The 13058-nt window shown below is 65.5% G+C and carries 13 protein-coding genes; 6 read left to right on the forward strand and 7 right to left on the reverse strand.

All coding sequences use genetic code 11. The annotated features are described in order from the left end of the window. Nucleotides 1–26: 26 nt before the first annotated feature. The 4 genes from RIN79_RS10920 to RIN79_RS10935 form a co-directional block, all read right to left on the reverse strand. Nucleotides 27–752 carry an enoyl-CoA hydratase/isomerase family protein gene (locus RIN79_RS10920; protein WP_309084682.1) on the reverse strand — a complete coding sequence of 242 codons (726 nt, stop codon included), beginning with the start codon at nt 750–752 and terminating at the stop codon, nt 27–29. After that, entirely contained in the window at nt 749–3214 is a 2466-nt protein-coding gene (locus RIN79_RS10925) for a xanthine dehydrogenase family protein molybdopterin-binding subunit (protein ID WP_309084683.1), read from the reverse strand. Before RIN79_RS10925 ends, RIN79_RS10920 begins: the two co-directional genes overlap by 4 nt. A gap of 176 nt (nt 3215–3390) precedes the next feature. Then, entirely contained in the window at nt 3391–3870 is a 480-nt protein-coding gene (locus RIN79_RS10930; RefSeq protein WP_309084684.1) for a MarR family transcriptional regulator, read from the reverse strand. A gap of 101 nt (nt 3871–3971) precedes the next feature. Further along, nucleotides 3972–5525: a UbiD family decarboxylase gene (locus RIN79_RS10935; protein ID WP_309084685.1), complete on the reverse strand. Its 1554-nt coding sequence runs from the start codon at nt 5523–5525 to the stop codon at nt 3972–3974. A gap of 125 nt (nt 5526–5650) precedes the next feature. Here RIN79_RS10935 and RIN79_RS10940 point away from each other — a divergent pair, with 125 nt between their 5' ends. Genes RIN79_RS10940 through RIN79_RS10960 form a run of 5 tightly spaced genes read left to right on the forward strand, consistent with a single transcriptional unit; the run spans nt 5651 to nt 8755 of the window. Continuing rightward, nucleotides 5651–6268, forward strand: coding sequence for a UbiX family flavin prenyltransferase (locus RIN79_RS10940; protein WP_309084686.1), 618 nt, complete (start codon nt 5651–5653; stop codon nt 6266–6268). Further along, nucleotides 6265–6807 carry a TIGR02444 family protein gene (locus RIN79_RS10945; RefSeq protein WP_309084687.1) on the forward strand — a complete coding sequence of 181 codons (543 nt, stop codon included), beginning with the start codon at nt 6265–6267 and terminating at the stop codon, nt 6805–6807. Before RIN79_RS10940 ends, RIN79_RS10945 begins: the two co-directional genes overlap by 4 nt. After that, entirely contained in the window at nt 6804–7166 is a 363-nt protein-coding gene (locus RIN79_RS10950) for a Rieske (2Fe-2S) protein (RefSeq protein ID WP_309084688.1), read from the forward strand. Before RIN79_RS10945 ends, RIN79_RS10950 begins: the two co-directional genes overlap by 4 nt. Next, nucleotides 7153–7488 (forward strand): hypothetical protein, encoded by a 336-nt coding sequence (locus RIN79_RS10955; RefSeq protein WP_309084689.1) that lies wholly within the window; start codon nt 7153–7155, stop codon nt 7486–7488. The genes RIN79_RS10950 and RIN79_RS10955 overlap by 14 nt, the downstream gene beginning before the upstream one ends. A gap of 34 nt (nt 7489–7522) precedes the next feature. After that, the gene (locus RIN79_RS10960; protein ID WP_309084690.1) at nt 7523–8755 is read left to right on the forward strand and encodes an amidohydrolase family protein; all 1233 of its coding nucleotides are present in this window, start codon (nt 7523–7525) and stop codon (nt 8753–8755) included. Nucleotides 8756–8982: 227 nt separating this feature from the next. On the opposite strand, the gene RIN79_RS10965 is transcribed toward RIN79_RS10960, so the two are convergent. The 3 genes from RIN79_RS10965 to RIN79_RS10975 are packed head-to-tail and all read right to left on the reverse strand — an operon-like array spanning nt 8983 to nt 11571. Further along, nucleotides 8983–9759, reverse strand: a complete 777-nt coding sequence (locus tag RIN79_RS10965) for an alpha/beta hydrolase (RefSeq protein ID WP_309084691.1) — start codon at nt 9757–9759, stop codon at nt 8983–8985. Nucleotides 9760–9772: 13 nt separating this feature from the next. Beyond that, a complete protein-coding gene (locus RIN79_RS10970) occupies nt 9773–10897 on the reverse strand; it encodes an LLM class flavin-dependent oxidoreductase (protein ID WP_309084692.1) in 1125 nt (374 codons plus the stop codon). Between the two features lie 53 nt (nt 10898–10950). Then, complete coding sequence (locus RIN79_RS10975) at nt 10951–11571, reverse strand: NAD(P)H-dependent oxidoreductase (RefSeq protein ID WP_309084693.1); 621 nt, start codon at nt 11569–11571, stop codon at nt 10951–10953. A gap of 193 nt (nt 11572–11764) precedes the next feature. Between RIN79_RS10975 and RIN79_RS10980 the strand changes: the two genes are divergently transcribed. Further along, a complete protein-coding gene (locus RIN79_RS10980; RefSeq protein ID WP_309084694.1) occupies nt 11765–12454 on the forward strand; it encodes a GntR family transcriptional regulator in 690 nt (229 codons plus the stop codon). Nucleotides 12455–13058: the final 604 nt, after the last annotated feature.

The following is a 13058-nucleotide window of genomic DNA, read 5'->3' on the forward strand; positions in this document are numbered from 1 at the left end:
TTCCTCCGCTGTCGCAGAAACTCGCTTTACCTGTACCGCTCCGCCGTCACCGAGCTGTTGATCAGGGCGGCGAGTTCCTTGCGCGAGGCGAAGGAGGTTTCCGGGCTGAGGGAAAGGAAGGCCTTGATGCCGCGCACCACCGGGACCGAGTTCTTCTCCAGCTGTCCGACGATGCGGGCGACATCTTCTTCAAGCTCGCTGTCGGGCACCGCCATACCGATCAGTCCCAAGGTCTTCGCTTCGGCGGCGCTGACCGGATCGCGCGTCAGCACAAGCCGGGCCAGCGCAGCGCGCGGAACGCGGTCTGCAAGCGCATTCATGACGAGCGTCGGCGCGATGTCGTGGTTCATCTCGGGCACCTGGAAGACCGCCGTCTCGGCGGCGATCGCCACGTCGGCGAGTGCTGCAAGTGCACAGCCGACGCCCGCCGCCCTGCCACGCACGGCGGCCACGAACGGCACCGGGATCTCGCGGAGCACTTCGTAGAAATCGAGTACGGGCTCGGAGATCGCCGCACGCAGGTCGAGCGCGGTGGCGCGCGAGCCGGGAACCGGCATGGCCGCGCTCCGCCCGGTGCAGAAATCGGCTCCGTTCGCCTTCAGCAGAACGACGCGGGTCTCCGCCGCAAGCCCCTTCAGCGCGGCCGTGATCGCCTCCGCCATCGCCGCCGTCAGCGCATTCCCATTGTCCGGGCGGTTGAGCGTGATTTCGAGCGCCGCTCCCCGGCTTGCGATCAGCACGTCCTCTGTCACTTCGCGTCCCTCCCTTCGGTTGCCTTGGTCCGTTTGGCTGCCTGGATCGCCTCCCAGATGCGGGCGGGCGTGGCGGGCATCTCCACATGCTCCACCCCGAGATCGGCCAGCGCATCGACAATTGCGTTGATGGTGACGCCAAGCGAGGGCGTCGTGCCGCCTTCGCCGCCAGGTCGAAAACCCATTGGATGGCTTGTCGCCGGCACCTCACTGATGGCCGTATCGAAGGAGGGGAAGTCGGCCGCCCGCGCCAGCTGGTAGTCCATGAGGGAAGCCGAAAGGTTCTGGCCGGAGGCGCGGTCGTAATGCGCCCATTCGAACAGCGCCTGCCCTACGCCCTGCACGATGCCGCCATGCGTCTGGCCATGAACGATCATGGGATTCAGCGCCCGGCCCACATCGTCCACGGACGTGTAGCGAGGTATCTCATAGCTCCCCGTTTCCCGATCGATCTCGATCTCGCAAACGGCCGTCCCATAGGGGAAGGCGAGGCCGTGGATCATCTCGTCGCCCACGGCCTTCAGGCTACCCCGCAGGTCTTCCGGCAGCGCGCCGTCGTTCTCGGCAGCTTCCGCCACCTCGAAGAGGCTCATGACCGCATTCGAGCCGCGCACGCGGAAATGCCCTTCGGCAAAGTCGACGCGCTCCGGCGATGCTCCGTGCAGGACGCCGACGATTTTCCTCCCCCGCTCGATGATCTCCGCCGTCGCCTTGTGCATGACGATGCTGGAGAAGCGCAGGGACCGGCCCGAATGCGTGCCGCCGCCCGCCGAGACAAAATCCGTGTCGCCCGTGCGGATCTGCACGATCTCATGCGGGACGCCGAGGAACGATCCCACAAGCTGCGCGAAGGCGGTCTCGTGCCCCTGTCCGGTGTTCTGTGTGCCGATGATGACGTCAACGATGCCGCTTGCCCGGTCGACGGCGATCTCCGCGCGCTCGCGTGGCATGCCGCTCGTGCCCTCGATGTAATTGGAGAGGCCGATGCCCCGATACTTGCCCCGCCTGCGCGCCTCGACGCGCCGCTCCTCGAAGCCGGCCCAGTCGGCGATCTCCAGCGCCTGGTCCATGACTCGTTCATGCTCGCCATTGTCATAGGTGACGCCGAGGGGATTGCGGTAGGGGAAAGCCTCCGGCGGAATCATGTTCTTCCGCCTGAGCTCGACGCGGTCGAAGCCGTATTTCCGCGCCGCAAGATCGATCATCCGCTCGATGAAATACATCGCCTCCGGCCGCCCGGCGCTGCGGTAGGGGATGTTGGAGGGCGTGTTGGTCAGAACCCCCCGCGCGCGGATATGCGCGACCGGTATCCGGTAGAGGCTGGTCATCAGCTGCGCGCCCTTGTTCAGGGGCACGTAGGAAGCTGCGTAAGCGCCGATATTGCTGGTGTTGGTTGCCCTGAACGCCAGAAACCGGCCTTCCTCGTCCAGCGCCAGCTCGGCCTCCACGTGGAGGTCGCGGCCCTGGAAATCGGAAAGGAAAGCTTCCTGGCGGCTCGCCTGGTGCTTTATCGGCCGGCCGACCAGCCGCGACGCATGCGCCAGCAGCACGAATTCCGGGTAGGTCGCGTTGCGCGTGCCGAAATTGCCGCCGACATCCCCTGGCGCCACAACGCGCACCGCCTCCATGCCGACATTGAGGGAAGCGGCGATATGCTCGCGCAACTGCACCACGCCGCCGCCGCCCGATGCATGGACCGTGTAGCGGCCGGTCTCGGGGTCGAAGGAGGCGGCAGAGGTACGCGGCTCCATATGCACGCCGGTGACGCGCTGCACCCAGTCCGTGAAGGTCACACGATACCGGGCATTCGCGAATGCGGCTTCGGTCGCCGCCTTGTCGCCCGCTTCCGCGTCGAGCCCCAGGTTGCGAGGGATATGGTCCCAGAGCAGAGGCGCTCCGTCGGCGAGCGCGTCGATGGCGCGCACGACGGCGGGGAGGGGTTCCCATTCGACATTGATCAGGTCGAGCGCGTCATGGGCGATGGCCGTGCTCTCCGCCACCACCATGGCCACCGCCTCCCCCACGAAGCGGGCCTTGTCGGTCGGAAGGGGCATATGGATGGTGGGCGCGCGCTCCGATCCGTCGCGGTTTTTCAGCGGGATGTCGGAGCCGAAGGCGGACGAGCCTATGAAATGCGGAATGGGCTTCAGCCCGGCCGCGGCAATATCCGCCCCGGTCAGGACGGCGAGCACGCCCGGCAGTTCCCGCGCTTCGGCCGCATCGATGGAGAGGATCCGGGCATGCCCATGCGGCGAGCGCAGGAACGCGGCGTAGGCCAGGTTCTCGAAGCGCAGGTCGTCCGCGTATTGGCCCTTCCCGGTGATCAGCCGGTCGTCCTCTTTTCTCCTGACCTCTTCGCCAATGAAATTCAGGCCAGCAGCTTCCCGCGAGGGGGTAGAGGCGGGTTCAGCGGCGGGATGATCGGCTGTGCGCTCCGCATCGGCTCTGCTGATCTCGTCCATGCTCCTCCTCCCGCAACATCAACCTTCTTATAACTGCTGGACGGAATTCATAATAGACATATCGCATCGTACATTATTAAAAAACTACAGCCACGTGCAGCGGTGGCTTGCCTCCGGAGGAGGCAACGCATGGCCGGCGTGCCGGTTGGGTCAGCAAGACTGCTCGGCGGCGGGCTTCAGGCGTCGCGCTGGGCCTCGTCGCGGGCGCGCAGATGCTGCGCGACGAGGCGGGTCAGGCGCCGCAGCTCGTTATACTGTTCGGCCGTCATGAAGCCGAAGACGTCGCGCTCGACGGCGTCGGCCACCTCCTCGCAAGCCGCTATTAGCTTCCGCCCCTCCGGCGTCAGCGACATGCGCAGGATGCGGCGGTTGGCCGGATCCTCCTTGCGCAGGATGAGCCCGCGTTTGTGCAGCCCGCCAATCAGCTCGTTCATCGTCTGGGGCGTGACGAAGAAGCGCCGTGACAGCTCGGCGGAGGACATGCCGTCATGGGCGCCGATGACGCTCAGCACCGTGAATTGGATGCCTGTCACCTCGATCTTCGCCAGCGCCGCCTCAAGGCGGCTGCGGACAGCGTGATTGGCCTGATTAAGGTAGAAGATCAGGCGTGGGTGGGCGATCTCCCAGTCCCCCGCTTGCCCGGCGGTTTGGTCCATGAATCAGCGCCTCCGGCAAATCCTAATGCCGAGGAGGTAGCCGAGATTGGCCGAGGGCACAAGAAAGCGCTATCAGGACGCCAGACATACTGGCCGCGCGGTCACCATTCCGACGGTTTCAGGAAGTAGCGTCCCTGCTCGTCGCGCTCCAGGCCGCGGCCGCGGAACTCGTCTAGCTCCCGCACGATCTCGCGGCCGTCGCGGCTTCCGGTGGCTGCCATCAGCTCCTCGAACCGCTTGGGTCCGTCTTCGAGCGCCGCGCGCAGGGAAGGGAAAGCCTTCCCCGCATAGGTCGGCGCTGCTGGCGTCTGGAGTTCCCAGCGGTCCGCATGCTCCATCGGCCAGGTGAGATCGTAGCCCGCCTTCGCGCCGGTCCTGGCTCCGTGCAGCGAGGGGTCGAGCGGGCTCAGCCTCACGCCCGTGGCGATCACGAGGTCACGGTCGGCCTGGAAGCGGGTGCCGAACGCCCATTCCATCTGGCTGTCGTCGAAAATGTCGATGTCGGGGTCCACCACGAACACGTTCTTTACCCCGACCGCGCCGAGCACGGCATAAAGTGCGCTCCGCGCTTCGCCCGGATAGGTCTGGCGGATCGAGAAGCGCATGCTCATAGAGCCGCCGGCAGCCACCGGCGCATAGACCGCCACCGGCTGGCGCGCCACGCCCGCCAGCACCGACCAGACATTCATCTCCATGCGCAGCGCCTCGAGATTGGATGTGTCGGTGTAGTCCATCCGGTTGCCGCTGATGGTGACGGTCTGGAACAGCGCGTCGCGCCGTGAGGTGATTGCGGTCACGTGAAAGACCGGATTGGTCTTCACGCCGCCGTAGTATCCCAGATATTCGCCGTAAGGACCTTCCTTCTCCACATATCCGCGCTCATCGAAATAACCCTCGATGACGATCTCGGCGTCGGCCGGCACCATGATGTCGTTTGTGATGCATTTGACCACCGGCAGGGGAGCCGCCCGAAGCGAGGAGATCAGCGCCAATTCGTCCACCGGTTCCTTCATGGTGGCCGAGACCATGTCGATGGGGTGGCAGCCGATCACATAGGCCACCGGCAGCCGCTCCCCGCCGGCGCTGGCCCCCATATACATCACGCGAAGATCGCTGGGCGCGATGAGGTCGACGCCCGCCTCCTGGGGCCCGCGCAGCATCAGCCGCCGCATGCCGCAATTGCGCCGGCCCGTCTGCGGGTCGACCGTGTAGTCGATCGTGGCGGAGATGTATGGCGCGCCGTCCAGCCCGTGCTGGAGATGCACCGGAAGTTTCAGAAGATCGGCCTCAGTGCCGGTGAGCACGACCTGCTGCACCGGCGCCTCCTGGCGCGAAAGCTCCACCAGCTCCGGTTTGTTGGAAAGCCGGCGCCGCATCTCCAAGGCAACGTCGCTTGCCGGTACGCCGAAGGCCAGTGCCAGCCGCGACCGGCTGCCCACGACATTCCCGATGAGCTCCTGGTCTTCAGGGCCGACCTTCTTGAACCAGACCGCCTGCGGATTCGCCTGGAGGATGGACGCGACATCCGCGAGGTCCACATGCTCCTCGCGGACCTCCAACTCGCCTGCCCGACGCAGTTCCTCGACGAAGCTGCGCAACCGGAAGCGGTCGAGATCGAGATTGGTGGTAGCGCTTGCTCCCGTATTGATCGTCATGCGTCCTCCTCCGATGAGCCGGTTGTCAATCTACGCGACGCGAGTTGATTAAATCAAACAGAATTATACAATGACGTATCGTCGCGGGGGCGCTCGCCGTCTGCTGGGAGGAGAAGATAGCAGGGATGGACAGTCACGAGGCGGGTGCGCCACGCCGCATCGTCGTAGGGATAAGCGGCGCCTCCGGTGCGGCCTATGGCGTGCGGACGCTTGCCCACCTTGCCGCGATCGGCGTGGAGACTCATCTGGTGATGAGCCGCTCCTCGCATCTCACCATCGCCCAAGAGCTTTCGATGCAGCCGGGGGATGTGCAGAAGCTCGCATCGGTGAACTACCGCATCCAAGATGTAGGCGCAGCCATTTCGAGCGGCTCGTTCAGGACGCTGGGCATGATCATTGCACCCTGCTCGGTCCGCACGATGTCGGAAATCGCAACGGGTGTCACGTCGTCACTGCTCACCCGCGCGGCCGATGTCGTGCTTAAGGAGCGAAGGAAGCTTGTGCTGATGGTCCGCGAGACGCCGCTGCATCTCGGCCATCTGCGCACGATGACGCAATTGGCGGAGATGGGCGCCATCATCATGCCGCCCGTTCCCGCCATGTATGCGCTGCCCAAGACGCTCGAGCAGATGGTGGACCATACCGTCGGTCGGGCGCTCGACCTCTTCGGCCTGGACACCGGGACGGTGACGCGCTGGCAGGGGATGGGGCGCGCCGCCGATCAATCGGTGCCGGACGAATGACGGGCGCGGGCGAGGGAGAGGTCGTGAGACTTTGGGATTTTTGTCTGCGGATCTACGCGCGGCCGGAGGTGGCCAAGGCTTGCCTCGACCTGCAGGAGCATTATGGGGCAAATGTTCCTCTCCTGCTCGCGGCGGCGTGGCTCGGATCCTGTTCCGTCACGCTGACGAAAGAGGAGGCGGACCGGCTCGGCGAAGCCGTACGCGGCTGGAACGAGGAGGTGGTGAAGCCCCTCCGTGCCCTGCGCACGCGGCTCAAGGCCGGCCCGGCGCCCGCGCCGGACGAGGCGTCCGCAAGGCTGCGCGAAAAGGTGAAGACGATCGAGCTTGAAGCCGAGAGGATCGAGATCGAATTCCTGGAGAGCCTGGCGGCGGCCCTGCCGCAGCGCGCGCCCGAAACCCCGGGCGAAGCGGCGCTTGCAAATCTTGGCCGCGTCCTGCCCGCCGGGGAAGGCGCCGGGGAAGCGCTGCGCGCGATCGCGCAAGCGGCCGCATCGCTGTCGGACGGCCGGTCACTCGAGAAGCCTGGGGAGAAAGCATGACGGAATATCTGGTCGGGCCCGAGAGCGATATCGCCGAAGGCGGCCGCAAGGTCGTCGCCTGCGGCGAAACCGAGATCGGCATTTTTCGCGTCAAAGGGGAATTGCTTGCTTGGCACAATTCCTGCCCGCACCGGCAGGGGCCGATTTGCCAGGGCCGCATCTATCCGCGCGTGGTCGAGCCGCTGGACGAAAGGGGCGAGGTGCGCACGCTCGCCTATGACGAGACGACGCAGCACCTCGTCTGCCCCTGGCACGGCTACGAGTTCAACCTTCAGACCGGGCGCGGCCAGGGTGGCCGCGGCAGCCTGCGCCGGGCGCGGCTGAAGCTGGAGGAAGGGCAGATCTATGTCCTCCTCTGATCCGCTGAGGCGCAACGATCCCCACGCGTGGATCGAGGAGGCCGCGGCGAAGATCGACGAGGCCTCGCGCGAGCTCGTGGCCGGCGGCGAAGCCTCGCGCATCTCGGACGAGGCGGTGGCCCGCCTGATGACGGCCGCAATCCGGCTCTATGTCGCCAAGAGCGACGGCGAGGAGCGCACCTTCCGCCCAATCACGGGCGAGAAGGACGAGACGCTCACCGCGACCGAGGCCATTTCCGCCGTTTCCGAAATCCTGCGGGCGCTCCATCTCGGCCCGATGGAGCTTGCGCTCTGGTACCGCCGCCGGCCCGACGAAGATTGAGCGCCGGACAGCCGCGCCACATAGGGAGATTCACATGGACGCCTTCGCAAAACCCCGCGCCAGCGAGCTGCCGGTGCAGGAGATCGACGTCTTCACGGACACCCGCGACATCCTCGACCATGCCAACAGGGCCGCGCGCAAGCGCAAGCTGGACGACTGGCTGGTCTGCGATATCGATGCGCATCATGTGGAGACCGTCTCCTGGCATGAGCTGGTCGAATATATTGAAGACCCGGTGATCCGCCACCAGGCCATGCTCTACCAGCAGGAGAAGCTCGGCGGCGCGCCCTATGGCCTCAACGGCGACATGGGCCTTAAATACCAGGATGTCGGCGGGCGCATCTCCCACCAGGCGGGCCTGCGCGAGAAGGTCGACGACACGAGCGTCCACCGCGACGTCACCTTGACCCGGCGCGCCATGCAGTCGCTCGGCGTCGACTATATGGTGCTCTTCCCGACGCCCATGCTCACTCTCGGCCTGCACCCGCAGCCGGAGATGGAGGTCTGGCTCGGCCGCGCCTACAATCGCTGGCTCATCGACCGGGTGCTCACCCAGGACGACCGCATCAAGACGCTCGCCTACCTCCCCTTCAACGTGCCTTCGGAGGCCGAGCGCACCATCGAGGAGTTTTCCGGCAAGCCCGGCGTCATCGGCTTCTGCGTGCCCTCGACGCGGCACAAGCCCGTGCACCACAACGACTATATGCGCGCGTATGCCATGCTGGAGGAGCGCGGCCTGCCCATCGCCTTCCACGCCGCCTATCACTGGCAGGACCCGTCGCTTTCCACCATCAACCGCTTCCTCGGCATGCACGCGCTGGGCTTCGTCTGGTGCAACATGGTGCATATGACGAACTGGATCCTGAACGGCATTCCCGAGCGCTTTCCCAGGCTGAAAAGCATCTGGGTGGAAAGCGGGCTCGCCTGGGTGCCCTTCCTCATGCAGCGGCTGGACGACCAGTATCTGATGCGCCCCTCGGAGGCGCCGCATCTGAAGAGGATGCCGAGCGACTATATGCGCGAGCACTGCTGGTACACCACGCAGCCCATGGAAACGACGAACATGAAGGCGCTGCAGCTGACGCTGGAGATGATCAATGCGGAAACGCAGCTTCTCTACGCCTCCGACTGGCCGCATTTCGATTTCGACCTGCCGCAGGAGATTTTTGATCTGCCGTTCCTGACCGAGCAGGCCAAGCGCAACATACTCGGCCTCAACGCGGCGCGCATCTTCAACCTCGACCCGACCCCGCGCAAGACGCTGTAGGTTCGGCGCCGGTGGTCGCTGGCTGATTGCGGGAGTGGATAGCAGCCGCTCCCCTCTCCGTCTCGGCTTCGCCTCGACACCTCTCCCCCATCACAATGAGGGAGAGGATGGGCCCTGCACCGCGGCTGGCTTATCCTCTCCCTCACGGAGTGGGGGAGAGGTGCCGCCCCCGGCTTGACCCGGGAGGAGGCGGAGAGGGGGGTATTCAGGAGGCGCTAACTTGCTGTCTACGCGGCCGCGCCCTGATTGAGCACGAAGCCGGGTCCGCGTTCGAGGAATGCGCTCCACAGCCGGAAGACGCGCTCCGGCTGGTCGATCGCGATCGAATGGGCGGCATCATAGACGAACACGCGCTGCGAGGCGGGGATATGCCGTTTCAGATGCGCCCCGGCCTCCGGCGGCACCACCGGGTCCTCCGTGCCGAGCAGGATCAGCGTGACGGCCTCGATGGAGGCAAGCCGCGCGCTCAGTTCCTCGTCTACCATAACGCCGCCGATCAGGCGCTCATAGGTCTGCCGGTTGGCTGCCATGATCTCGGCAGGTTTGCCCGGCGCCTCCAGGCGCTCGGGATGCGCATAGAGCGCCTTCATGCGCTCATCCGGATCGACGGGCAGGCCACCCTTGCCGCCGAAGCGGAAGCCGGCGGGCACTTCCAGGATCAGGTGATCCACCATTTTCGGGTGGCGGGCGGCAAGCCACAGCGCCACCCAGCTTCCAAACGACGAGCCGATCACGTCGAAACGGTCGCCCACCAGCCTTCCGGCGAACTCCGCCACCAGCCCGACATAGTCCGAAAGCGCCGTGATCGAGGCGATGGGCCCCGTTCCGTCGAAGCCCGGCGCCACCGGCGCGAAAACCTGATGCGTCTTCGTCAGCTCCTGGAGCGGCCGGCTCATGGTGACGCCGCCGGCCGGGTGCAGGTGGAGCACCGGTTTGCCGCTGCCGCCCACATGGTAGCTGATCCTGCCCGCCGAAAGCTCGGCCTGCTTCAGTTCGAAAGACATGGGCTTCGCTCCCTTACAACCCGGCCACTTCGGGCGCCACGCGGTCGCGGAAGAGCTCCATCCCGCGCCGCACCACTTGTGTCGGCATGTTGCCCACCTTCACCGTCAGGTTCAGGAGCCCGCAGCCGAGCTCGTTGCGCAGCCTCTTGATCTGCTTCACCACCGATTGCGGGCCGCCGCAGATGATCGATCCGGCCTCGATCTGCTCTTCCACCGTGCGGCCGCGCAGCGTCGCCAGCCGTTTTTGGAAATTCTCGCCCACCTCGCTGCCGGTATAATAGCGGCTCTGCTGCAGCACGAGCTGTTGGGCGCTGCGCTGCGGCCGCATCAGCGTCTGGTGGAAATAGGCTTGAGCCCTGGCCATATGCTCGCGCGCCTCCTCGTCCGTGTCGGCGATGCAGATCTGCTGGCCGACAAGGATGTCGTCCGGCGTCGGCTGCCAGCCATAGCCCCGCGCCACGGTCTTGAAATGCTCGATGGCCCGCTTGGCGCTGGCGATGTCCTGGATCAGCGTCACGCCCATGATGGCGCGGGATTTGGCCACGAATTCGGCCGATTCCTCGTTGCTCGCCGACATCAGGATGCGCGGATGCGGTTTCTGGATCGGCTTCGGCCAGATGGAGACGGCGGGGAACTGGTAGTGCTCGCCCTCCCAGCCGAAGGGCTCGTCCTCAGTCCAGGCCTTGATGATCAACTCCGTCGCCTCGCGCAGGCGGCTGCGCGATTCGCTCGGCGGGATGTTGTAGGCGATATATTCATGCGGGATGCCGCGCAGGAAGCCGGCGATCAGCCGCCCGCCGCTCATCACGTCGATCACCGCATATTCCTCGGCCACGCGGATTGGATTGAGCAGCGGCAGGAGATTGCCGACGATGGCGATCTTCGCCTTCTTCGTACGATTCGCGAGGATGCTGGCGATCAGGTTCGGGTTCGGGTTGAGCCCATAGGGGCTGTAATGGTGCTCGTTGCAGCCGAGCCAGTCGAAGCCGTAATCCTCCGCGTCGACCATCTCCTCGACATAGCTGCGGTAGAGCTCGTGTACTTTCCGGCTGTCCACGCCATGCGTGCTCACCGGCCATTCATGCGGAACGCCCTCGAAGTCCGGATAGGGCATCAAATGGAAGAAGTTGAACTTCATGAAAGCTCCCTCTGCGCCGGGCGGCTGGAATGGCGGTAAGATGCCGGGCCGCTTCAGCGGCTGACGACGAGCCTCGGCTCGCCGTCGCGCTCGCGCGGGTCGGACCAGGCGATCGCCAGGCTGGAGAACTGCACGACCTGGGCGGCGACCGTCTCCAGCGCCTTCGCCACTTCGGGCCTGGCGGGCCTGCCGTCGACGAAAGGCTTTTCGTTGGAGTTGATCGCGGCGGCGTAGGGTGTAGGCCAGCCGCGCAGCGCATGGATCACGGAGCGCAGGCCGACAAGCGCGGTGCCGAGCGCCTGGGCACCGTTGGCGCAGACGATGCAGCCCACCGCCCGGCCGTCGAAATAGGAGCGCGCGTCCTCGCGCATGTCCTCGGTATAGTCGAGCGCGTTCTTGATCATGCCCGACATGCCGCCGTGATAGCTGGGCGTGGCGATGATGATGCCGTCGGCGCGCCGCATCGCCTGGATCAGCCGCAGCGCCGCCGGCGGTCGATGGGCGACGGAGGGGTCGTAAAGCGGCAATTCGAGCGCGGCCCCGGCGATCATGTCGACCCGGGCGCCGGCGGCCTTGGCCGCGGAGAGGCAGTAGCGCAGCGCAAGCTCGGAGGTCGAGCCGGCGCGCTGCGTGCCGCCGATGCCGACGATATAGGGCGCGTTCGTGTGCGGCAATGACTCCTCCCTCAAAGGGCGGCGGCAGCAGGAGGCTGAGCGCCATTGATAAAGATTGTATACCTTTCGGAAGAAAGTCAATGGCACTAGGGCATAACAGAGCCGCTGTTCGTCGGAAAGTTATACACTATCTCGCTGATGGCGGCTGGACCATGGCAGGAAGATATTTCACAATGCGCACCGGAGGTGGCGGATGGACAGGGCGGTGAAGGAAAACGGGCAGGGCGCAGCCGCTCAGGGTGCGGTGGAATCCGCCTACCGGCGGATTCGGCACATGATCCTCACGGGCCAGATGCGCTCGGGCGACAAGCTTCTCGAAAATCACCTCGCCGCCCAGATCGGCGTCAGCCGCACGCCGGTCCGCGAGGCGCTCAACCGGCTGAACGCGGAGGGCCTCGTCGTTCTGGAGCGCTATCGGCGCGGCTATGTGGCGAGCTTCTCGGTCGAGGATGTGCGCGAGATTTTCCGGCTGCGCGCCATCCTCGAAAGCCATGCGGCCTACCGCGCGGCATCGCGCATTTCCGACGCCGACCTCCAGCGCCTGCAGGAGCTCGAGCGGGCCATGGAAAGCCAGTTCGACGCGCTCGGCTGGAACGAGCATCTGGAAGGTTTCGATCAGATGAACACGCAGTTCCACGCCATCATCGCCGCGGCGGCCGAAAGCCCGCGGCTGGAGCGCATCCTTGCCTCCTCGCTCGAACTGCCGGCCTCCATCTTCAACCGTTATTCGGAACCGGTCGAAATACGCACGCGCCGCACCCATGCGCAGCACCGCGAGATCCTGTCGGCACTGAAGGCGCGCAATCCGGAATGGGCGCAGGCCGCCATGAGCGCCCATCTCATTTCCCTCCTGCCGCCGGACGGCGCAGGCGATATCTTATAACTTGTCATTTGCCGAGTCCGTTATGATGGCGGACGGGAGAGCCTGGGTCTTCGCCCGCCGGCCTCGAAGGTGTGGATCGGATCCGCCCCGCCGCCCGGATGCGCAAAAATAATCTGCAGCAAAAACAAGCTCCTGCACGATTTCTGCTTTTTTTCGCCTGAGAATTTATCCCCACCCCCGGCAGCCCTCTTACAATCCGTCCCATCGCTCTTGCGGGAACCGGATGCGCACCGGGTGTTCGGGAGAGCGGCGGCAACCTCCCCCTCCAGGGATCGGTACCTGGAGGCATGCTGAGGGCCCGCGACAGGCCGGCGGTGCCGGGGTGCAGGGTCAGAGACTGCATCTCGGAAAAACGGATGCTGGGTGTGAAGCAGCATCGCGGAAACCGCGGAGAAGCCGCTAGGGCTTTTCCTTCGGCCCGGCTAAGACCACCCCCTTCATTGGGTGCAGCCGGGACGGAGAAGAAGCCCGAGTGACCGGCCAATGTCGGGACAGCGGCCGGCGGGGCGCGTGGAACGCGCCACGATTAACTAACAGAGAGGCACGGATCACGCGCCCCGCTTCCCACCTTCTTCAATGGCCAGACGGCGAAAGCCGGGCGTGG

Source organism: Chelativorans sp., from assembly GCF_031180965.1.
In the GTDB taxonomy this organism is placed as follows: Bacteria; Pseudomonadota; Alphaproteobacteria; order Rhizobiales; family Rhizobiaceae; genus Chelativorans.

Bases quoted from the DNA above. Each gene is read 5' to 3' on its own strand.
- RIN79_RS10925 (WP_309084683.1), bottom strand. From the start codon at position 3,214: ATGGACGAGATCAGCAGAGCCGATGCGGAGCGCACAGCCGATCATCCC.
- RIN79_RS10930 (WP_309084684.1), bottom strand. From the start codon at position 3,870: ATGGACCAAACCGCCGGGCAAGCGGGGGACTGGGAGATCGCCCACCCA.
- RIN79_RS10935 (WP_309084685.1), bottom strand. From the start codon at position 5,525: ATGACGATCAATACGGGAGCAAGCGCTACCACCAATCTCGATCTCGAC.
- RIN79_RS10940 (WP_309084686.1), top strand. From the start codon at position 5,651: ATGGACAGTCACGAGGCGGGTGCGCCACGCCGCATCGTCGTAGGGATA.
- RIN79_RS10945 (WP_309084687.1), top strand. From the start codon at position 6,265: ATGACGGGCGCGGGCGAGGGAGAGGTCGTGAGACTTTGGGATTTTTGT.
- RIN79_RS10950 (WP_309084688.1), top strand. From the start codon at position 6,804: ATGACGGAATATCTGGTCGGGCCCGAGAGCGATATCGCCGAAGGCGGC.
- RIN79_RS10955 (WP_309084689.1), top strand. From the start codon at position 7,153: ATGTCCTCCTCTGATCCGCTGAGGCGCAACGATCCCCACGCGTGGATC.
- RIN79_RS10960 (WP_309084690.1), top strand. From the start codon at position 7,523: ATGGACGCCTTCGCAAAACCCCGCGCCAGCGAGCTGCCGGTGCAGGAG.
- RIN79_RS10965 (WP_309084691.1), bottom strand. From the start codon at position 9,759: ATGTCTTTCGAACTGAAGCAGGCCGAGCTTTCGGCGGGCAGGATCAGC.
- RIN79_RS10970 (WP_309084692.1), bottom strand. From the start codon at position 10,897: ATGAAGTTCAACTTCTTCCATTTGATGCCCTATCCGGACTTCGAGGGC.
- RIN79_RS10980 (WP_309084694.1), top strand. From the start codon at position 11,765: ATGGACAGGGCGGTGAAGGAAAACGGGCAGGGCGCAGCCGCTCAGGGT.